The following is a 20,134-nucleotide window of genomic DNA, read 5'->3' as shown; positions in this document are numbered from 1 at the left end:
GCCACCATGACCAGACCAACCCTTCCGCCGCGCTTTCCCGCGACGCCCGAGCAGATCAACGCACAGGTTCGCGCCTTTTACGCCCGTGTGCGGCAGGACGCGGTACTTGGCCCGGTATTCGCCAACCATGTCACCGACTGGCCCGCGCATGAGGAAAAGATCGCATCCTTCTGGCGCAACGCCATCCTGTTCGAGCGCAGCTATGACGGCAACCCGCAGCGGGTGCATATCGAACGACCGGACGTGAAGCCCGAGATGTTCGCCCATTGGCTGGACCTGTTCGAAGAGGTCGCCACCCAGACCCTGCCCCCGGAAACCGCCACCCCATGGATCGCACTGGCGCGCCGCATCGGTGTTGGGATGAAAGCCGGGGTGCAATCGGCCCGCCAGCCCAAGAACGCGCCACCGATCCTGCGTTGAGCCCACGTCATGGCTGCCTTGCGATGTTAGCGGTAAATTAGGGGCTATGCGGGTCGAGGAAATAGGGTTAGTCAGAGACAAGACAGCCCCTTTTGCGCTGCCCCTTCACATCGACACATCACCCGAGGCCGACCCATGAGCACTCAGAACACCACCCTCCGGGGTCTTGGCTATGCATTCGCGGGCTTTGCGGTCTTCGCCACCCATGACGCGCTGATCAAGGTGCTGGGCGGGACCTACTCGGTGATGCAGATCATCTTTTTTGCCACGCTGTTTTCCTTTGTCCCGATGGCCGTGACGATCTTGACGGACCGGACCACGGGCAACTTCCTGCCGCATCACCCCTGGTTGGTGTTGCTGCGCTCGGGTCTGATGGTCACGGCCATGTCCTGCGCGTTCTATGCCTTTTCGGTCCTGCCGCTGGCCGAGGTCTATTCGCTGCTGTTTTCCTTCCCGCTGATCGTCACGGTCCTGTCGATCCCGATTCTGGGCGAGGTTGTCCGCGCCCAGCGCTGGGCCGCCGTTGGCGTCGGCCTGATCGGCGTTCTGATCGTGCTGCGCCCCGGTTCAACGGATATCACTTTGGGCCACCTCGCCGCCCTGACGGCTGCGTTTTGCAGCGCCTTTGCATCCGTTCTGGTGCGCAAAATCGGGAATGAGGAGCGCTCGGCCGTGCTGATCCTCTACCCCATGCTACTAGCTATTGTGGTCATGAGCTTGCTGCAACCCGCCGTCTACCAGCCGCCCTCGCTGCTGCATCTGGCGATGATGGCGCTGGTCGGCGTGTTCTCGGTCATCGCGCAACACCTGATCATCCTGGCCTACCGCGCCGCGCCCGCCGGCGTCGTCGCGCCCAGCCAATACAGCCAGATCATCTGGGCGACGCTGTTTGGCATGATCTTCTTCGGTGAACGCCCGGACGGCTGGGTCGCGGTCGGGGCCAGTGTCATCATCGCGTCTGGTGTATTCGTGGTCTGGCGCGAGAGCCGGTCGAATACCACATCTGTGAATACTCCGGTTTTGCGGGTGCGCTCACCGCGCTCGGATACGGGGGCGTCGCGGCCGGGTTCATGAGGAAATGGTGAATACGTCTCCGCCACTTAAAATCCAAATTTTGGAGAATTGGCGCCCGAGTTGTCTACAGCCGGCAAGAGCGGATGTCTTCCATTCCAAGTCTTCAAAGTCGTCCCAATCCGTGTTCGCGTAAATCAGTAATTCGTCTACGCCAGAACTACATTTCTTTGATTTTGAAAGGATCGTCTTTTCAACTAGGGCACGGAACTTTGACATTCTGCCCGGGTCCATCAAGTCTATCTCTCGAAGGATGGGCCGAACGGATCCAAAACTTCTTTTTTCACGCGCCGTCCATTCCGCTTGCTCATTAGGATCGCTCGCCTCGACGACCTCGACGCCTGTCTTATGACCATCGCAATTCAGGACAAAATCTGGATTTTCACTTTCCTGTATTGTCACAGGAAAATCGAGCAGGCCATTTTGGCATTGATGCAGTAACAAGAGTCGAAGACAGAATCTTTCGAGTTCTTTTTGACGACCCCGCCTTTCCAACCGCGGGGGAGCAGAAGCCCCCCACGTTTTTAGCACTAGAAGCATTTCGTCGCTGTCTCGAGCGACGAATGCATTCTGCATCAGTAAATCACCACCGACCGGATGCTTTCGCCCTTGTGCATCAGGTCAAAGCCGGTGTTGATGTCGTCCAGACCCATGGTGTGGGTGATCATCGGGTCTATCTCGATCTTGCCTTCCATGTACCAGTCGACGATCTTGGGCACGTCCGTGCGCCCACGTGCGCCGCCAAAGGCGGTGCCGCGCCATGACCGGCCAGTGACCAGCTGGAACGGACGGGTCGAGATCTCGGCCCCCGCGGGTGCGACGCCGATGATGATCGATTCGCCCCAGCCCTTGTGCGCCGATTCCAGCGCCGCGCGCATCACGCCGACATTGCCTGTTGCATCAAAGGTGTAATCCGCGCCGCCCTTGGTCAGGTTGACCAGATAGGGCACCAGATCGCCCTCGACCTCGGACGGGTTGACGAAATCGGTCATGCCGAACTTGGTGGCCATCTCGACCTTGGCGGGGTTCAGGTCGACACCGACGATCTGATCGGCCCCGGCCAGACGCAGACCCTGAATCACGTTCAGACCGATACCGCCCAGACCGAAGACGATGGCACGACTGCCGATTTCCACCTTGGCGGTGTTGATCACCGCGCCAATGCCGGTGGTCACACCACAACCGATGTAGCAGATCTTGTCGAAAGGCGCGTCTTCACGCACTTTGGCCAGCGCAATCTCGGGCAGAACCGTGTGGTTCGAGAAGGTCGAGCAGCCCATGTAATGCAGGATCGGATCCCCATCCAAGGTCGAGAAACGAGAGGTGCCATCGGGCATCAGACCCTTGCCCTGGGTTTCCCGGATCGCCTGACACAGGTTGGTCTTGGGATGCAGACAGTATTCGCACTCACGGCATTCGGGGGTGTAAAGCGGGATCACGTGATCGCCCGGCTTCAGGCTGGTCACGCCTGGGCCGACCTCGACCACGACGCCTGCGCCTTCATGGCCCAGAATGGCCGGGAACAGGCCTTCGGGGTCGGCACCCGACAGGGTGAATTCATCCGTATGACAGATACCGGTGGCCTTGATTTCAACCAGAACCTCGCCCGCCTTTGGGCCTTCAAGGTTCACATCCATCACTTCCAAAGGTTTGCCTGCCTGAATGGCGACGGCGGCACGGGTACGCATGGTACTTATCTCCCTGTCACTTTTGCCCCGACCCTGCGTCAAATACAGGGTGGTTTCAACTGTGCTTTCTTGGCAGGTTGGCTAATTATTTGATATTGCAGAAACGACATTGCCAGAATGAGGAACGCCAATGCACCGTTTTTTACCGATCTTTATCTTTCTGGCGGCCTGCGCAGACACAAGCGTCCCGCAGGATGTCGCCGCCACCTCAGAAGACGCACCTGTTGATCTGGCATTTTGCAAGGGCGAGCCCTTTGCCGAATCCGTTGGTCAGCCCGTTTCAACGATTCAGGCTGGTCTTCCCGAACGGTCTCGTGTTTTGGGCCCGGACGACATCGCGACACAGGATTACCGTATCGACAGGCTGAACGTCTATGTGAACGACGCCGGTGTTATTCAGCGTCTGACCTGCGGGTAAGCGTGGACTCGGCAGGTGATTCTGAATTAAGAACAAAATAAGAACATCAATGATGCCTGCCGATGCCCAAACGCCGAATTCTTTCGCTCTGGTTTCCCCGTCTGGGGGCCGAACGGCTGGTCCGCGCCGCGCGGGGCCTGCATGCCGGGCCTTTGGCCGTTGTGGCCGAACAGTCGAACATGCAGATCGTCACGTCATTGAATGCCGAGGCGCAGGCCGCCGGATTGCGCGTGGGTCAGCCGGTCCGCGATGCCCATGCCATGTGCGCCAGCCTGATCACCCGCCCTCGCAACGCCCCGGCCGAGGCTGCGTTTCTGACCGCGCTGCGCCGCTGGGCGGGCAAGTTCAGCCCGTGGGTGGCCGAAGAGGCCCCCGATGGCCTGATCGTTGACCTGTCGGGCTGTGCCCATCTGTTCGGCGGTGAAGAGGCCTTGCTGAGCGTGCTTGAGACCGACTGCGCCGACATGGGCCTGAGCGTGCAGATGGGCATCGCCGACACGCTGGGCGCAGCCTGGGCGTTGGCGCGCTATGCCGGGCAAGAGGCCACGTCCGATCGCAACGGTGATGCTATTGCCCAAGAGGCCCGCGCCACCCGCGCCCGGGCAAGCAAGCGGCGGCACTGGACCAGGGGCGGGGCCGCGCCACAGGTGATGGCGCTGGGCGGTGGCGCGCGGATTGCCGCGCCGGGGCAGGCCTATGGCGCGCTCAGCCCCTTGCCCATCGCGGCGCTGCGGCTGGACGATCAGACCGTGGCGCAACTGAACCGCCTGGGCCTGCGCCGGATCGGTGATCTGCTGGGCCAGCCGCGTGCCAGTTTGGCACGGCGGTTCGGCCGCGGGCTGGTGTTGCGTCTGGATCAGGCCATGGGCAGCGCGCCCGAGCCGGTCTCGCCCGCCCGTCCGCCCAATCACTTTGCGGTGCGGATGACTCTGCCCAACCCGATTGGCCTGGTCGAAGACGTGATGGCCGCTGTCGATCGGATTCTGCCAACGCTCTGCACCAAACTGGAAGAGAAGGGGCGCGGGGTCCGCACGCTGCGCCTGGAAGCCCACCGTGCGGATCAGGCCGCTGAAATTATCGAGATCGGCCTGGCCCGTCCGACCTATGATAAAAACCGCATTCGCCCTTTGTTAGAGATGAAAGTTGACAAGATCGACGCAGGCTATGGCATCGACTTGCTGCGGCTTGAAACGATCCAGACAGAACCCATCCACGCCCGCACCATCGCCGGTCATGCCGAAGCGCGCCGCGTGGCCCGCAACCGGCTTGAGGGCAATACAGCCGTGGATGACCTGATTGGGAAACTGGGCGCGCGGGTAGGGCTGGACGCGATCACCCGGCGGCATCCTGCGGCCTCTCATATCCCCGAGAAAACGGCGCAAACGCTGGCGGCGGCCTGGTCGGAACCCGCGCGCGACTGGCCTGCCCCGCCGCGCTCCCGCCCCTTGCAGATGTGGCAGCCCGAACCCGTGATGGCCCCGGAAACCCCGAATGTGCCCCGCACCTTTCGCTGGCGTGGACGAGACTGGCAACTGGCACAGGCCACCGGCCCGGAACGCATCGCGCCGGAATGGTGGCTGGATGATCCCAACTGGCGCAGCGGGGTACGCGATTACTGGGTGGTGGTGACAGAACAAGGGGAGCGCCTGTGGTTGTTCTATGGGCACGGGGGCGCGATGTCCGCAGGCTGGTTCTGTCAGGGGCAGTTTTGTTAGAGTCTATTTCCCACGATAAACCAGCAGATCCGGCAGACAGTCGATCAGACGAATGAACCAGGAAAACGGTGCCGGAAAATCCGTACGGAAACGGCGACGCGCCATCGCCTTGACCACGCGATCCGCCGCATCCTCGGGCGACATCAGCATCGGCATCTTGAAACCGTTCTTTTCGGTCAGTCGGGTCTTGATAAAGCCCGGATTGACGACACGCACCGTCACGCCAGTATCCGCCAGATCGTGTCGCATCGTCTCGGCCAGAGAAATCAGTGCGGCCTTGCTGGCTCCGTACCCGATGGCGGCAGGCAGCCCATGATACCCGGCCAGTGACCCGATCAGAGTAACCTCTCCCTGGCCTGCCCGGACAAAACCCGGAACGGTTTCACCCAGAACCCGCAGCGCACCCAGATAGTTCACATCGCTCATCCTGAGCGACGCCTCGGTGTCCCATTCGACCGAACGCATGGGGTCATAAGCCCCGGCATTGTAAACCAGCCCATCGACATGCCCCGCCTCGGCAACAGCCGAACGAACAGAGTCTAAATCGGTCACATCGCACCGGATCGCGCGCGCATCCGGCAGTTCAGAACACAGTTCGGACAACCTCTCAAGATTGCGCGCAGACAGGATCAGGGAAGCACCCTGTTGGCCAAGCGCATGCGCCAAAGCGCGACCCAGCCCTTCGCTAGCGCCGATGATCCAAATGGTTTTGCCGTCAAAGCTGCTCATGTGTGGGCCGATTCAGTTGTGTTTCACGATAATACGGCCTTGCGCCTGCTTCGGATCAAAACGGTGGCGCAGGTCACGGAAGCTCAAACCAGACGCCACAAGGTAGTGCATCTGTTAAAAACTTCTAATCGGATTGATCCACTTGTGCCTACCCTGCGTATCTTCTTGTAAACTGTCACATAAAGAGGCTGGAATGTTCGACGAACCCCGGGGTGTACGGAAGAAAATCGCGATTGTAGGTGCAGGCATTTCGGGTCTTTCCGCCGCTTACTATCTTTCAAAAAACAACGACGTGACAGTCTATGAGGCCGAGCCTCGGCTTGGTGGCCATGCCCGCACGGTGATGGCCGGAAAGAACGGGGATCAACCGGTCGATACGGGCTTTATCGTCTTCAACTATGCGACATATCCCTACCTGACCCGGCTGTTTGATGAGCTCGGCGTGCCCGTGATCGAAAGCGAGATGAGCTTTGGCGCGACAATCGACAATGGCCGCATTGAATACGGGCTGAACAATCTGCGCACACTGACCGCTCAAAAGCGCAATCTGGCGCGTCCGGCTTACTATAAGATGATCGCTGATATTCTGCGGTTTGGCAAAGAAGCCCCCGGAGCCGCCAAGGACGATGACACCACGATTGGCGAATTGGTGGACCAGCTGCGGCTGGGTCACTGGTTCCGGCACAATTATCTGATGCCGATGTGCGGTGCCATCTGGTCCACGCCGGTCGAGTTCGTGGATCAGTTCCCCGCACGCTCTTTGGTACAGTTTTTCCGCAATCACGCTTTGCTGGCAAGTGGTCGCGCAAACCAGCATCAATGGTACACGGTCAAAGGCGGCAGCATAGAGTATGTCCGCCGGATCGACGCAGCCCTTCGTGCGCGGGGGGCAGAAATACGTCTGGCCAGCCCCGTTCAGAATATATCCCGTGACGAGATGGGCATCACCATCCACAGCCAGGGCGCCGTGGATCAGTTCGATGAAATCATCCTGGCCACCCATTCGGACCAGTCGCTTGCCATTTTAGGTGATGGCGCGACCCCCGCGGAAGCCGCTGCATTGGGCGCAATCCGCTACCAGCCCAATATGGCCATATTGCATTGTGACCCAGGTCAGATGCCAAAGCGGCGCGCCTGCTGGTCAAGCTGGACCTATCGTTCGCAAGCCGGAGACGTGGGGGTAACCTACTGGATGAACCGGCTTCAGAACATTCCGGACAGTGACCCGCTGTTTGTAACGCTGAACGCTTCATCAGAAATTCCCGCGGAAAAGATCTATGACAAAGTCGAATTTGCCCATCCGGTCTTCGACAAGGCCGCGCTGAAGGCGCAAGGGCAAATCCGCGAGATGCAGGGACAGAACCGAACCTGGTTTGCCGGTGCTTACAACCGGCACGGATTTCACGAAGACGGGATAGCCAGCGCGATGCATGTCGTTGCTCAAATAAATGGTGCCCCGCAAACCATCGGAGCTGATAATGGCATTCTTGGGAAGGACCCGGCCCTATCTGTTGCCGCAGAATAAGGCGATATGGCGCACAGCGTTTCTTGCACTTTCCTTGCTGATCCCCAATGGGCTGATCGCATCGCCGGTCACGGAAGAACTGAACGGTGCCCAACTGCGCGGAACCGCGACGTTCCGGTATCTGGGTTTGCCGATCTATGACGCCAAACTCTATACGCCCAAAGGTGCGCCGTTCAGTTGGAGCGAAGATATCGCCCTGCAACTGACTTATCGCAAGAACATCAAGAAGAAAGCGCTGGTCAATTCGACGCTTGACGAGATGGACCGCATTGGCCGTTCAGCACCGGTTCGCGACCAACTGAACCGGTGTTTCAAAGCCGTGGCAAAAGGGGACAGCTATCTGGCGGTTTCTGATGGTCCCGACAAGGTCAGTTTCTGGTTGAACGGGCAAAAGACGTGCACCATGGCGCATCCGGGCATCAAGCGCAGTTTCATGTCTGTATTCCTGGGAGACAACACGCGGTCCGCGTCCTTCACGCGCAGGCTACAGGGGCGGTGATGCTCTATCCCCGGGTCAGTCTCTATGCGCTGATGCTCGCTGCGGCGGGTATCCCGCTTTATATCCACTTGCCGCGCTTTGCAGCCGTGAACCTGGGTATTGGCCTTGGGGTCATTGGTACGATGCTGCTGGTGATCCGTTTGGTGGATCTGGTGCAGGATCCGCTGATCGGTTGGGCAATCGACCGATGGCCCGGCGGCCAGCTTGCATTTGCCGCGATGGCGGCTTTGGGGCTGGCGATCGGGTTTCCCCTGCTTTTCAATCTGCCGCAGGGTGCCAGCGTGCCGGAACTGGTCGCGATCCTGATCTTGCTGTTCTCGGCATACAGCCTGGGAACCATCCTTCTGTATGGTCGCAGCGCAACTCTGGCGAAGCGAACCGATCCGAAAGAGCTGATGACACTGGCCGCCTATCGTGAAGGCGGGCAGTTGACCGGAGTGGTCATCGCAGCCAGCGCTCCGGCCCTGTTGGTTGCTTTCGGGGCACACTCCCAAGGCTACCCCGCATTCGGCGCGTTCCTGGGGCTTCTGTCCGTTGTGACCCTGACACTGACGATCCCGATCTGGCGACGCAGACCGATCACCGGATCAGGCCTGTCCTTTGCGGGTCTGGGTCAGGCCGGTGGCTTGCGCCTTCTTGCTCTGGCTTTGGTCAACAGCCTCCCGGTTGCCATAACCTCCACCCTGTTTCTGTTTTTTGTGGAAGACCGGCTGCAACTGCCGGGCAAGGCGGGTCCTTTGTTGATCCTGTTCTTCCTGAGCGCAGGCGCGAGCGTCCCGCTCTGGGCAAAGCTCAGCAACAGAATTGGCCCGAAACAGACTCTGATCATCGCCATGCCGCTCTCGATTGCCGGCTTTATCGGCGCTGCCACACTGAGTGCAGGAAATCTTGCGGGTTTTGCAATGATCTGTCTCGCCTCGGGCGCGGCGCTGGGCGCGGATATGGTCGTATTGCCGGCCATGTTCTCGATCGTCCTTACCCGAGCCGGGCTGAACGCATCAGCCGCGTTTGGCATCTGGTCCTTCGCTGGCAAACTGGGCCTCGCCCTGGCTGCCTTTTTCACTCTGCCACTGCTGGAACGCAGCGGTTTCACCCCCGGTCAAACCAATTCAGCACAGGCTCTGGATACACTCAATCTTGCCTATGCGGTGCTGCCCTGCATCCTGAAAGTCGGAGCGTTCGGGATGGTGTTGACCCTGCCCACCGAGGTCACAAGCAAATGAACGCTTTCAGCATTATCCTTCTGGTCCTTCTGACCGCCGTCTTCATCCGTGCAAGGCTGCTGAGCTTTCGCGCGCAATCGCCGTCCGATTACAGTGGCACCGGGCCAAATTTTTCGCTGAAAAAACACCTGAACGGAGAGATCTTGTCCGAAGGCCTGATCTATGGCCCCAACGGCAAAATGTCGAACAGCTTTGTCGCGCGCATGTCCGGCGAATGGCAAGGCAACTCGGGCACGCTGACCGAGTACTTCACCTATTCCAACGGAAAACAGATGACCCGCAAATGGTACCTGACGCTGGGAACTGGCAACACATTCACGGCAATGGCGGATGATATCGTGGGCGAAGGTCGGGGCATCATCTCGGGGTCCACGGTAAAACTGACCTATCGTATCATTCTGCCAGATGACGCTGGTGGACACACACTGGATGTCACCGATTGGATGTACCTGACAGAAACCGGCGTCATCATGAATCGGTCCGAGATGCGCAAGTTTGGCGTCAAGGTCGCGGAACTGATCGCCACAATGCGTCCAAGCCCCAGATCGAAACCGATGCATCCAAGTGGGTCAAACGGGTATGACGCGACTTTGGAAGGGAAGCCGTTGCAATGATCACCTTTCGCTCTTTCATCGCCTGCATTGCCATCGCAAGCCTTGCACTTCTGGCGGCCTGCTCCAGCAAACCGAAGGTTCCAAAAACGTTTCTGTCGGACCGGCAGTTGAACCTGGAAGAGTTTTTTGAGGGTAAAACAGTGGCCTACGGCCAGTTTCAGGATGTTCTGGGAAATATCCCCCGCAGATTCACGGTTGATATCGACGGAACATGGGACGGCGAAACCCTGACCCTGGTCGAAGACTTCGTCTACGACGATGGCGCGACGGAACAACGCATCTGGACATTGACCAAAACCGGAGAGGATACGTGGACCGGTACGGCGCCTGGCGTGCTGGGCACCGCCAGCGGGATTGAACGCGGGGATACGTTCAACTGGAAATACAAGATCGACCTGCCGATCAAGGACGGGACCATGCGTGTCAAATTCGACGACTGGATGTGGCTGCTGGATGACGACCGCCTGCTGAACCGCGCGTATGTCTCACGCTATGGCGTCCGTCTGGGTGAAGTCATCCTGTTCTTCGAGAAGAAATAGGGCCGTCAGGCCCGGTTTCATCACAAAAGTCAGTAGAAAATAAACTCGTCCACCAATGCTGTCGTCGATCCCTTGACCTCACCGGCCGTGTTTGCCCTTGGCCCGTCCGAGGCTGCGCCCTCGGCGCGTTCGCCGCCCTCGACCTTCAAGCGCGCGCGTTCTATCTGCCCCCAGAGGAAAAACAGACCATCCCGTTTTCCCATGAGGCGCGAAGGAACTGTTGTCCGCAAAACACCTGTTTTCGGTTTTGGCATCTGCTCTCTTACTGCCTCCGGTGTTTTCCACCATTTTCGGAAAACGTAATGGTTTTTCCCGAAAAAGACAATTTTTTATGGACAAAACGAGGTTTTCTACCGTCCGTTGACAGGATGGACTGACAACTCTCGCATGACGGATATTCGCCTTCTTCACCTGCCTCATGGCAAGCCAGCACTATCCCAAACGGATCAACTTCACCCAAAAAGGTTTGCTGCAAACCTCCTTCACTTGGCCTGACTCTCTCTTTTCCAGCCATGCTCAGGCGACGTGCAGCGTTTCGTTTCTGAGCAGAGCAGCCGGGCCTTCGCTGTCACGGCTGGGGGACAATTTGACGGCGCGGATGTCAGACGTGGCCGCATCCATCGCAAAGCCCACTGGCCCCTGCAGAACGCCGTGCTGGCGGGCTTGCCATGCCCCTGTGCCAAGGACCGTGATCCCGGCGCCGTCCACTCAGCCGGAAAATTTCCATGTCTGTTTTGAAACCGGAAATGTCGCAAGCATTTCAGCGCCCAAGCAGGTAGAAAGTAGGCTGCCATCGTGAGGTGCCGCTGTTTGATTCTCAGACCGCGGAGAATTGGGAAGCCGGTGGAATTCCGGCGCTGCCCCCGCAACGGTAAGGAAGGTCAGGTTCGACAATCAACCACTGGGACGAGGATCCCGGGAAGGTGTCGCAACCGGGTGCAAGCCCCTTTCAAGTCCGGAAACCAGCCTTGCAGATATGTCAAACCGCGGGTGGCGGTGGGGGCACGGGTTTCGGACGTGGTCCTCGCGCGCCTCCGGACGGTTCCTCCCTGTCATCTGCCCAAGCAATGCCGCGGGGCGCGGCAGGAGAGCCAGAAGTGAACAATGTCCAAAACCTGTTGGCGCGTCGAATCCCGGGCTATGCTCTGGAACGGGCCTTTTACACCGACCCCGAGATCTTTCAGACCGACCTGGAAACCGTCCACTATCGCGAATGGCTATTTGCCATTCCGGCCTGTGAACTGGTGAAAGCCGGCGACTATGTAACGTACAACGTGGGTGCCTATCGCGTGATCATCGTGCGCGGCGCCGACAACCAGATCCGGGCGTTTCACAACACCTGCCGCCATCGCGGCTCGATCATATGCAAGGCAGCAAAAGGCAACGCGCCGAAGCTGGTTTGCCCGTATCACCAATGGACCTACGAGCTTGACGGCTCTTTGCTGTGGGCCCGCGACATGGGGCCGGAGTTTGATCCCAGACAGCATGGTTTGAAGACGGTTCATTGCCGCGAGCTTGCCGGGTTGGTCTATATCTGTCTGGCGGATGTCGCCCCGGATTTTGACACGTTTGCCAATATCGCGCGCCCGTATCTTGAGCCGCATGATCTTGCGAATGCCAAGGTCGCATTCGAAAGCTCGATCGTCGAGAACGGCAACTGGAAACTGGTCTGGGAAAACAATCGCGAGTGCTATCACTGCGGCGGCAACCACCCTGCGCTGTGCCGGACCTTCCCTGATGATCCGGGCGTGACGGGGATCGAAGGCGGTGAAACCCCAGCCTATATGCAAGCCCATTTCGACAGGTGCCAGTCAGCGGGTATGCCATCGCAGTTCTATCTGCACGAGGACGGCCAATTCCGTCTGGCGCGGATGCCGCTGAAAGAAGGCGCCGAGAGCTATACGATGGACGGGAAATCCGCCGTGCGCCGCTGGTTGGGCCGGTCGCCCTTTGCGGATGCGGGATCGCTTTTGAAGTTCCACTATCCGACCACGTGGAACCACTTTCTTGCCGATCACTCGATTGTTTTCCGTGTTACGCCGATCAGCCCGACAGAGACCGAGGTCACGACCAAATGGCTGGTCAACAAGGATGCGGTTGAAGGCGTTGACTACGACGTGAAACGCCTGACCGAAGTCTGGGTCGCCACGAATGACGAAGACCGTCAGGTGGTCGAGGACAACCAGCAGGGCATCAACAGCCCGGCCTATGTGCCCGGCCCGTATTCAGCCATTCAGGAATCCGGCGTACTGCAATTCGTGGATTGGTATTGCAGCACAGTGTCGGCCCGCCTGACCCCTGACTACATGGCGGCGGAGTAAGTCTGATGAAAGATCTGAACACGCTTTCATCAGCCGTCTGGCAGGATGGAGAGATGCTGGAATGTGTTTCGGTCGTGCCCGAGATGCCGAACACCGCCAGCTTTTCGTTCCGAGCCCCCTCGGGGGCGCAGTTCGCCTATCACCCCGGTCAGTTCCTGACGCTCGAGATTCCGGCGCCCGGCCAGCCCGGGGGAGTCGTGTATCGCACCTACACGATCTCATCGTCGCCATCGCGGCCGCGGTCGATCACCATCACCGCCAAAGCGCAACCCGACAGTATCGGCACGCGCTGGATGCTGGACAATCTTCAACCCGGCATGCGGCTCAAGGTCATTGGGCCTGCGGGCCTGTTCACCAACGCACTGAGCGATGCGCGCAAGTTCCTGTTTATCTCGGCTGGCTCAGGCATCACACCGATGATGTCAATGACCACCTGCATGTGGGACGAAGGCCGCGATCTGGACGTTGTCTTCATCAACTGCGCCAAGCGGCCATCCGAGATCATCTTCCGCCAGCGCTTGGAACAGATGGCCAGCCGCACGGATGGTTTGGACCTGAAGTTCGTGGTGGAAGAGCCGGACCGCTACCGCCCATGGACGGGATATCAGGGGCAGTTCAACCAATTGATGCTGGGCCTGATGGCGCCGGATTACCTTGAGCGCGAAGTCTATTGCTGCGGTCCCGAGCCCTTCATGCAAGCGGTGCGCGACGCGCTGGCCGGTCTTGGTTTTGATATGAACAACTACCATCAGGAAAGCTTCGGCGCGCCGGTGGAAACCGAGGCGGATCAGCCCAAGTTGGATGACGTTGTTCTGGACGACGACAGCAGCGCCGAAATCCTGTTCGCGACCTCGGGCGTGACGGCCAAGGTTGCCGAGACCGACACGGTGCTTGCCGCCGCCCGCTCGGTTGGCCTGAACATTCCGTCAGGCTGTACCTTCGGCGTGTGCGGTACCTGCAAGGTCAAGAAAACCGCTGGCGAGGTCCACATGGTCCACAACGGAGGGATCTCGGAAGACGACATCGACGCGGGGTACATTCTGGCCTGCTGCTCGAACCCGATCGGCAAGGTCGAAGTCGAGGTTTAGGCGCTTCGCATCCCGATCAAAGCCGCAGCGTGGCTGACACCCGCTGCGGCTTTCGGCGCGTTTTTTCTGCCCGTTGCAGAATCCGGGCCAGATTGGGTCGCCGGATGTCCGGCACTTTCAGAACTTTGTCATCTTCACGCAGAACCAGCTGCCCGTCTGCTCTGGGTTTCGACATGTGCGAGGCGTGGACCTCTTCCATCGCATCCCGCTTGATACCATGCTGGCCGAATTCGAGATTTGTTCCGCCGAGGTCGTGTTGGATGGCACAAAGCGTGTCCGGCACCTCGATCAAGCCCGTGGCTTCGACCGTCGTTCACAGCTGGGCCAAACACAAGCAGTTCGCTGTAAGCCAAGATCATAGTCCATGAAAAAAAGTGGTGAGCCGTGCAGGATTCGAACCTGCGACCCACTGATTAAAAGAACGGCCAGAGCCATTTCGCTGTATTTCTCCGGATTTCGCCACATTGACAAAAATGAAGCGAAAACAATTATTTACGTTGACCTTCGCTGCGCCTCGAATTCATGAATTACTCCAGAATTCGCCGCCATTTGCTTCCGTATAGCTTCCGGAAGCAGGCCGGAAGCAAGGAGTGTTCTGGATATGTTCAAATTGACCAAACGCGCGGTTGAGGGGCTTGCCGTAGAGACCAAGGAATACCTTGTCTGGGACCGGGACATGCGCGGCTTTGGGCTGCGGGTCTATCCCTCCGGCAAGAAGGCCTATCTAGTTCAGTACCGAGCCGGTCGCCGGACGCGACGGATCACAATCGGCCAGCATGGTGTTCTGACGGCTGAGGAAGCACGGACACACGCCAAGCAGCTTCTGGGCGACGTTGCGCGCGGATCAGACCCATCTGCCGAGAAGAAAGCCAAGCGGCGCGCACCGACCGTTGCCGGGCTGTGTGACCGGTTCCTTGAGGAATATGTCGATCAGCATTGTAAACCGACAACAGCCCGCGATTATCACAGCGTCATTCGCCGATTCATCAGACCCAAACTTGGGCCTATCCCAATTGCCGAAGTAACCCGTGCCGACGTGGTGGCTTTTCATCACGGTTTGCGCGAGACACCGTATCAAGCCAACCGGGCAGCAGCGATGTTGTCGAAGCTGTTTAATCTGGCCGAGGATTGGGGATTGCGTCAACCCGGATCGAACCCCGCCCGTCGGATCAAGAAATTCCGCGAAGAAGAAAAGAAACGCTATCTGTCAGACGCGGAACAGATACGGCTTGGCGAAGTGCTGGCCGAGGCGCTGGAAGACGGCACAGAGACCGTTTACGTGGTGTCGGCCCTGCTACTGCTGATTTACACCGGATGCCGCCTCAGCGAGATTCTGACCCTGCGCTGGGACTATGTAACGTCACACCATCTGGAATTGCCGGACAGCAAGACCGGACGCCGCCGCATTCCCCTGCCAAGGGAAGCCTATGACATCCTGATGGAGTTGCCCCGGCAACCGGGGAACCCCTATGTAATATTAGGGGAGTCAGATGATGGCCCATTGAACAACCTGCAAAAGCCGTGGCGGCGTATACGTAAGACGGCAGGGTTGGAGGATGTCCGCATTCACGACCTGCGACATACATATGCCTCGGTCGCCATGAAAGACGGGATCGATCCGTTCACTCTGAAAGAGATTATGGGACACAAGAATCTGACAACGACACTACGTTACGCGCACCTTGCCGATGATGCTGTTCAGCGCGCGGCTGGGTCTGTCGCGTCAAGATTGGCACGCGCTGTTCGAAAGGACGTAAGAACCGCGCCCCTTCGGGTTGTGCAGTAATGTTACCTTACATAGGGGCATCGGCAAGGATTTGAACGCTCTATGTATAGGTTACGTTACATAGGGCACCACAACGCGACCAGAAGATATCATACAGGCTTGGAACACATGCTGGACAATCACGACAAGAAGCTTGAACTGGACCTTGAGCATATGTGGAACCAGATGCAACTACCGTTGCCCGTCGCTAAGGGCTTTGCCACGGATATTGAATATATTGCTCGACACTATCGCCCCAAAGACCGGCGATTAAAGCCGCTTCCTGCGAAAGAGCGCAAGGCGATTTACAGCAAGCTCAACAAGACCATCGGCTCTCTGCTGGATCAGCTTTCAAACCTGCCTCCTTCTATTCAATGGGAAATTGAAGAAGTTGGAATGGCGAATGAGCCGGAAGACTATTTTGAGAACGCGATTGGTGCTGACCACGAAGGGCTGGACTACGGAGAGTATTTGATTGACGTCCTGAAAGGGAATCTCCCCGAGATAGCGTTCCTGATCCAAGAAGGTCTGGACCATCACAAGCGCCCACGCGCCCGCCCTAAACAGAATGAAAGCTTGGAAGATACAATCCAACAGCTTGCGAAAGTGTTCCAGCACTACACCGGACGCAATCCAATGAAGACCTATCGCTATGACGAACTGGACGAAGAACAACCTTACAAGAGCGACTTCTTTAGTTTCATGTATGCGTTTTTCTGGATCGATCAGAATCACAAATTCCCGACGTCGCACACTCTCGGAAACGCGACATTGCGCGTGTTTGGCCTTAAAAAATAGGGGATGTCATAAATGGACAAATTTTGAGCCATATATGACATTAGATTGAGACGGACCTACGCTGCATATTGGCTGCAATGAAACGATATGCAGCGAGGCAACCATGCAAGCACAGATTGACCCTGACTACTTCGACCGGCTCATCGACGAGAAAGAAGCCGCCAACTATCTCTGTTATTCCGTACGCGCGTTGCAAAATTGGCGTGTTCGAGGTGGTGGGCCTATGTTTGTAAAGGTCTCTGGTCGGTCTGTCCGTTACACGCGCAGTGACTTGAAAAAATGGATCGCTGAAAAGCGCGTCGCCAATACCAGCGCCGCACCTTCCTAACATTTGAGTTTTGCCCGTTCAGAGTTGGCAGCGCTGAGCGGGATTTTGGGGCCGGATGGCTCTTGGGGCGCGGGGTGTCGCCACCCCGCGCCCTTTCTGTACCTGCCAAATGATTCAAACAAGGAGTTCACCATGACACAGCAACCCGCTTTCAAATTCAAAATCGGGCTGATCACCGCAACGATCTGGGACAACGACGGGTTTTTCTCCGTCGATATTTCACGGTCCTACAAGAACGGGGAAGGTGACTGGCGCACCACCAGCGCGTTTTCTCACAATGACCTTCTGAACGTCGCCAAATGCGCAGAACGTGCAGAGAATTGGATTTCACGCAAGCAGGCAGCAGCCAGCCAATGATATCCGCCGGGCGTCTAGCCCGGCCCCAAAACAATAGCTGCCCCGCCGGAGGCACTATCGAAGGGCGCTTTTGCGCCCGCCCCTTTTCCCAACCTCAACCAAATCGCGCGGCATTCGCCGAAAGAGGGGGGTGATTGTAGCACCCCCCTCTGGAAATACCGGAACCCAAGGAGATTTCAAAATGCACGTAGTACATCGTGGATTCGACACTATCGCTCTTTCGATTCAGGCGAATATTTCTCAGGAGTTGTTCGACCTGCTGAACACCGAACGCGAAAGAGCCGAAGAAGAACGGCACCCCGTTCCTTTCAGTTACGGCGGAGCAGACTTTGACTTGTTGCCCCATGGTGGCAACGGGTATCGCTTTATCCTCAAAGGGGGGCCTTTGGATGTGCATTGGTCCTTCAAGAAACCAAATACACGCGACCCTTGGGGCATTCGGATTTCGGTTGGTTCAACTCTTCTAGCGACACAAGGACTCGGATACGCGCGTTCCTACATCGATAAGACCCTAACTAGGCTTGGAATCCGCTTTGAGTCGCATCAGGTCAGTATCAGTCGTGCCGATTTCTGCGTCGATATTCTCGCGCCGGAATTCGAACTTGTTCCTGAAAACTTCGTCATTCACAGCCACACCAACCGCGCTGACTATCTTACCGCTCAAGATGACATGCGCAGCAACGGTAAATCTGGTCAGTTCACATCTGTCACGGTTGGCAAAATGCCGGGACGGCAGGTCATCATCTATGACAAGCGTCGCGAAGTGATTGATAAGAAAAAGCCGATCTGGTGGGATGTCTGGAACACCAACCTAGAGCGGGAAGGTTTACCCCCATTAGACCCTTCTGATGCGTCTCAGAGCCGTGTTTGGCGGATTGAGGTGCGTGCGGGGAAGGACTTGCTCAAAGATCGTTGGCAGATCAGGACGTGGCCTCAGTTCGATGCCATGTTCGGCGATGTCATCGCAGAGGCATTAAAAAAGATACGTTACTGTGAACCTGATCCTGATGACAGCAATCGCGCCCGGTGGTCCAATCATGAAATTTGGGACTTGGTTGCTGGATCGTCGGAAGATGACTTGCAGGAAATGCGCAGCCACATCGATGCGACCAGCATTAAGCACGTACACCGAAACGAGCAGATACGTCTGATAATGACACAGATTGCGGGCCTTGGGATCACGCTGGCCGCACTGGAGGATACTCAGGAAAGTGAGTTGAGTGATTTCATGGAAAGTGTAGGGGGCAGGCTCGCAGAGAATGTACAGGCTGATCCTGAGCGCGCCGCAAACAAGCTGCATGAAGCGAAGAACAGATATAGATTCATTGCGTAAACCACTGACAAGTAACCGCCTCTTTTGTGACGTATCCATTTGGCCAGTTTGAGCCCCTAACAGGACCTTCGCCTCCACGTTTTACTTTTCTTACGCAGAGAGCCGTGATTCGGACGGAGCGGGTACGCGCCTCGCATCGATCAACCACAAGAAGTGCTTGACGGCAGAGTCTCGTCCGACCATTTTCCCATCAAACAGCAACCCGCGTGGGGAATGCTGGGTCAATCTCAAGCAAAAAATTGTAAGGAAATACATATGCTTATACGGATACTGGCTATTGGGTTTACGATTATGGGAACCAGTGCGCATGCCTATGACTCGGAGGCAGCCGCCGCCGAATACAACAAATCCTATCTTAAGGTTGAGGAGTGTTTTGAAAGCGATTCAATTAATCGCGAAGCATGTGTCATATCGGGCATTCAAGAGTGCGTGAAAGACTTGGAAGAAGTTCTCGAAAGCAAAGGTCTCTACATACCCGGAGGAGCCGCAGTGTCCCCTCACGAGTATTGTAACTACATCGGTTTGGAACGAGCGGACGAACATCTGAACGCTGTTTATCAACGCATAATGAAACAAGGACCGCTGGGATCTCAGGACGAAGAGGGGATAGACGAGGAAGGGGTAGCCAATCTGCGCGCTGCTCAGCGCCTCTGGCTTCAGTTCGCGAATGAAATGTGTTCCGAAGACAATATAGTCGGTTGGCATAAGGGGGGTTCGGGCTGGGGCGCGGTATTGGCTGAATGCACCACGCGCCTTTCAATCCAACAGGCTGATAACTTGGACCGCTACTTTACCATTGGTTACTAAGGTTGGCGGTCCATGAGTGGGTTTAATTAGATCCCGAACACTGAGGCTTATACCTCAGGCATGTAGCGAAGAACTAGCCGCCGAATGCGCCTGCAGCATTGGCGGCAGCTTCGAGCCCAAAGCTGCCCTTGTCGTGCTAGCAAGTTACTGCGGTCGCAGCCTCCAGATTGAAGCCATTTCTGTTTAGTCATTGGTGGTGCAATCCGAGTGCACTGTTGGCGGCCAACCGAGTAGACCCTTTCTCATTGCTAGCACCTGCGTCATTGCGGTAAGAAGCTCAAATAACTATTGAGTTCAACACTATGACTTGGCTAGAATTTTTTTCGTCGATTGCATCATCCTTGGCATGGCCGACAGTGGCCATTGTCGCTTTGGTGTTGTTCAAAGAGCAGCTTGTGGAGGCAATTCCTCGCCTACAACGGATCAAATACAAGGAACTGGAAGCTGAATTTGACCGTGGCTTGGAAAAAATTGAACACGAAATTAAGGGCAGCGATCTTGGCGACATTCAAGATGAAGAGGTTGCCCAAGATTTCGAACAAAACCTACTGCAGATATCGGAGATTTCGCCAAACGCCGCAATTGTCGAGGCGTTTCGTCAAATTGAACAATCATCTAAAGCACTCATCAAGGCACGCGGTACTCGCGTAGACTACAAAGTTGCTGCACCATACCGACTTATTGAGAAGTTGCTTGACTCCTCCGGAGTGCTCAACAAGCGGGAAATCAAGATTTTCCGAGATTTAAGACTTCTTCGAAACAAGATCACCCACGGTGAAACTTACTTCGCCACGCCTGAACAAGCAAAGGAGTACATCGCTCTAGCTTCAGCACTGATAGGCAAGATTGACGCATTGTCGCAAGAATATGCCAACAACAATCTGCAAGAAGGCTGA

At 57.1% G+C, this 20,134-nt stretch carries 23 protein-coding genes, 1 pseudogene and 1 riboswitch; of the genes and pseudogenes, 18 read left to right on the top strand and 6 right to left on the bottom strand.

What is annotated here, in order from left to right; genetic code table 11:
• The first annotated feature begins 6 nt into the window (after window positions 1-6).
• Together I9185_RS16715 and I9185_RS16710 are read left to right on the top strand one after the other, a co-directional pair.
• Window positions 7-420, top strand: a complete 414-nt coding sequence (locus tag I9185_RS16715; RefSeq protein WP_209835165.1) for a group III truncated hemoglobin — start codon at window positions 7-9, stop codon at window positions 418-420.
• Between the two features lie 135 nt (window positions 421-555).
• The gene (locus I9185_RS16710) at window positions 556-1,494 is read left to right on the top strand and encodes a DMT family transporter (RefSeq protein ID WP_210093624.1); all 939 of its coding nucleotides are present in this window, start codon (window positions 556-558) and stop codon (window positions 1,492-1,494) included.
• On the opposite strand, the gene I9185_RS16705 is transcribed toward I9185_RS16710, so the two are convergent.
• Together I9185_RS16705 and I9185_RS16700 are read right to left on the bottom strand one after the other, a co-directional pair.
• Window positions 1,489-2,067, bottom strand: coding sequence for a hypothetical protein (locus tag I9185_RS16705; protein WP_210093623.1), 579 nt, complete (start codon window positions 2,065-2,067; stop codon window positions 1,489-1,491). The two genes, I9185_RS16710 and I9185_RS16705, sit on opposite strands and share 6 nt — an antisense overlap.
• Window positions 2,067-3,179, bottom strand: coding sequence for an S-(hydroxymethyl)glutathione dehydrogenase/class III alcohol dehydrogenase (locus tag I9185_RS16700; protein WP_210093622.1), 1,113 nt, complete (start codon window positions 3,177-3,179; stop codon window positions 2,067-2,069). Before I9185_RS16700 ends, I9185_RS16705 begins: the two co-directional genes overlap by 1 nt.
• A 130-nt stretch (window positions 3,180-3,309) precedes the next feature.
• On the opposite strand from I9185_RS16700, the gene I9185_RS16695 reads away from it, so the two are divergent.
• Together I9185_RS16695 and I9185_RS16690 are read left to right on the top strand one after the other, a co-directional pair.
• Entirely contained in the window at window positions 3,310-3,597 is a 288-nt protein-coding gene (locus I9185_RS16695; RefSeq protein ID WP_171637451.1) for an I78 family peptidase inhibitor, read from the top strand.
• Between the two features lie 62 nt (window positions 3,598-3,659).
• Window positions 3,660-5,312 (top strand): DUF6504 family protein, encoded by a 1,653-nt coding sequence (locus I9185_RS16690; RefSeq protein ID WP_210093621.1) that lies wholly within the window; start codon window positions 3,660-3,662, stop codon window positions 5,310-5,312.
• Between the two features lie 3 nt (window positions 5,313-5,315).
• On the opposite strand, the gene I9185_RS16685 is transcribed toward I9185_RS16690, so the two are convergent.
• Entirely contained in the window at window positions 5,316-6,041 is a 726-nt protein-coding gene (locus I9185_RS16685; protein ID WP_210093620.1) for an SDR family NAD(P)-dependent oxidoreductase, read from the bottom strand.
• Between the two features lie 193 nt (window positions 6,042-6,234).
• Here I9185_RS16685 and I9185_RS16680 point away from each other — a divergent pair, with 193 nt between their 5' ends.
• The 5 genes from I9185_RS16680 to I9185_RS16660 are packed head-to-tail and all read left to right on the top strand — an operon-like array spanning window position 6,235 to window position 10,441.
• On the top strand, window positions 6,235-7,566 hold the full coding sequence (locus I9185_RS16680; RefSeq protein ID WP_210093619.1) for an FAD-dependent oxidoreductase: 1,332 nt from the start codon (window positions 6,235-6,237) through the stop codon (window positions 7,564-7,566).
• Complete coding sequence (locus I9185_RS16675) at window positions 7,520-8,065, top strand: hypothetical protein (RefSeq protein WP_210093618.1); 546 nt, start codon at window positions 7,520-7,522, stop codon at window positions 8,063-8,065. The genes I9185_RS16680 and I9185_RS16675 overlap by 47 nt, the downstream gene beginning before the upstream one ends.
• Window positions 8,065-9,288 (top strand): MFS transporter, encoded by a 1,224-nt coding sequence (locus I9185_RS16670; protein ID WP_210093617.1) that lies wholly within the window; start codon window positions 8,065-8,067, stop codon window positions 9,286-9,288. The genes I9185_RS16675 and I9185_RS16670 overlap by 1 nt, the downstream gene beginning before the upstream one ends.
• Window positions 9,285-9,902, top strand: coding sequence for a DUF3833 domain-containing protein (locus I9185_RS16665; protein WP_171724744.1), 618 nt, complete (start codon window positions 9,285-9,287; stop codon window positions 9,900-9,902). Before I9185_RS16670 ends, I9185_RS16665 begins: the two co-directional genes overlap by 4 nt.
• The gene (locus tag I9185_RS16660) at window positions 9,899-10,441 is read left to right on the top strand and encodes a DUF3833 family protein (protein ID WP_171724745.1); all 543 of its coding nucleotides are present in this window, start codon (window positions 9,899-9,901) and stop codon (window positions 10,439-10,441) included. Before I9185_RS16665 ends, I9185_RS16660 begins: the two co-directional genes overlap by 4 nt.
• A 29-nt stretch (window positions 10,442-10,470) precedes the next feature.
• On the opposite strand, the gene I9185_RS16655 is transcribed toward I9185_RS16660, so the two are convergent.
• Window positions 10,471-10,695 (bottom strand): hypothetical protein, encoded by a 225-nt coding sequence (locus I9185_RS16655; RefSeq protein WP_152459486.1) that lies wholly within the window; start codon window positions 10,693-10,695, stop codon window positions 10,471-10,473.
• A gap of 301 nt (window positions 10,696-10,996) precedes the next feature.
• Window positions 10,997-11,149, bottom strand: a pseudogene (locus I9185_RS16650) (IS5/IS1182 family transposase); the annotation flags it as partial.
• Window positions 11,150-11,222: 73 nt separating this feature from the next.
• Window positions 11,223-11,427: riboswitch (cobalamin riboswitch) on the top strand.
• A gap of 81 nt (window positions 11,428-11,508) precedes the next feature.
• Between I9185_RS16650 and I9185_RS16645 the strand changes: the two are divergent.
• Together I9185_RS16645 and I9185_RS16640 are read left to right on the top strand one after the other, a co-directional pair.
• The gene (locus I9185_RS16645) at window positions 11,509-12,762 is read left to right on the top strand and encodes an aromatic ring-hydroxylating dioxygenase subunit alpha (RefSeq protein WP_210093616.1); all 1,254 of its coding nucleotides are present in this window, start codon (window positions 11,509-11,511) and stop codon (window positions 12,760-12,762) included.
• Window positions 12,763-12,767: 5 nt separating this feature from the next.
• Window positions 12,768-13,850, top strand: coding sequence for a hybrid-cluster NAD(P)-dependent oxidoreductase (locus tag I9185_RS16640; RefSeq protein WP_210093615.1), 1,083 nt, complete (start codon window positions 12,768-12,770; stop codon window positions 13,848-13,850).
• Between the two features lie 16 nt (window positions 13,851-13,866).
• On the opposite strand, the gene I9185_RS16635 is transcribed toward I9185_RS16640, so the two are convergent.
• A complete protein-coding gene (locus tag I9185_RS16635) occupies window positions 13,867-14,142 on the bottom strand; it encodes a hypothetical protein (protein ID WP_209835156.1) in 276 nt (91 codons plus the stop codon).
• A 309-nt stretch (window positions 14,143-14,451) separates the two neighbouring features.
• On the opposite strand from I9185_RS16635, the gene I9185_RS16630 reads away from it, so the two are divergent.
• From I9185_RS16630 to I9185_RS16600, 7 genes are all read left to right on the top strand, one after another.
• Window positions 14,452-15,636, top strand: coding sequence for a site-specific integrase (locus I9185_RS16630; protein ID WP_210093614.1), 1,185 nt, complete (start codon window positions 14,452-14,454; stop codon window positions 15,634-15,636).
• Between the two features lie 108 nt (window positions 15,637-15,744).
• A complete protein-coding gene (locus tag I9185_RS16625) occupies window positions 15,745-16,413 on the top strand; it encodes a hypothetical protein (protein ID WP_210093613.1) in 669 nt (222 codons plus the stop codon).
• A 103-nt stretch (window positions 16,414-16,516) separates the two neighbouring features.
• Entirely contained in the window at window positions 16,517-16,741 is a 225-nt protein-coding gene (locus tag I9185_RS16620; RefSeq protein WP_171638472.1) for a helix-turn-helix domain-containing protein, read from the top strand.
• Between the two features lie 132 nt (window positions 16,742-16,873).
• Window positions 16,874-17,098 carry a hypothetical protein gene (locus I9185_RS16615; protein ID WP_170326242.1) on the top strand — a complete coding sequence of 75 codons (225 nt, stop codon included), beginning with the start codon at window positions 16,874-16,876 and terminating at the stop codon, window positions 17,096-17,098.
• A gap of 181 nt (window positions 17,099-17,279) precedes the next feature.
• Window positions 17,280-18,431 carry a hypothetical protein gene (locus I9185_RS16610; RefSeq protein WP_210093612.1) on the top strand — a complete coding sequence of 384 codons (1,152 nt, stop codon included), beginning with the start codon at window positions 17,280-17,282 and terminating at the stop codon, window positions 18,429-18,431.
• A 255-nt stretch (window positions 18,432-18,686) separates the two neighbouring features.
• The gene (locus I9185_RS16605; protein WP_210093611.1) at window positions 18,687-19,238 is read left to right on the top strand and encodes a lysozyme inhibitor LprI family protein; all 552 of its coding nucleotides are present in this window, start codon (window positions 18,687-18,689) and stop codon (window positions 19,236-19,238) included.
• A 302-nt stretch (window positions 19,239-19,540) separates the two neighbouring features.
• Window positions 19,541-20,134 (top strand): hypothetical protein, encoded by a 594-nt coding sequence (locus I9185_RS16600; protein ID WP_210093610.1) that lies wholly within the window; start codon window positions 19,541-19,543, stop codon window positions 20,132-20,134.

Source organism: Ruegeria sp. HKCCSP346 (assembly GCF_017872595.1).
Taxonomy (GTDB): Bacteria; Pseudomonadota; Alphaproteobacteria; order Rhodobacterales; family Rhodobacteraceae; genus Ruegeria.
This window is presented reverse-complemented; position numbering and strand designations above follow the sequence as displayed.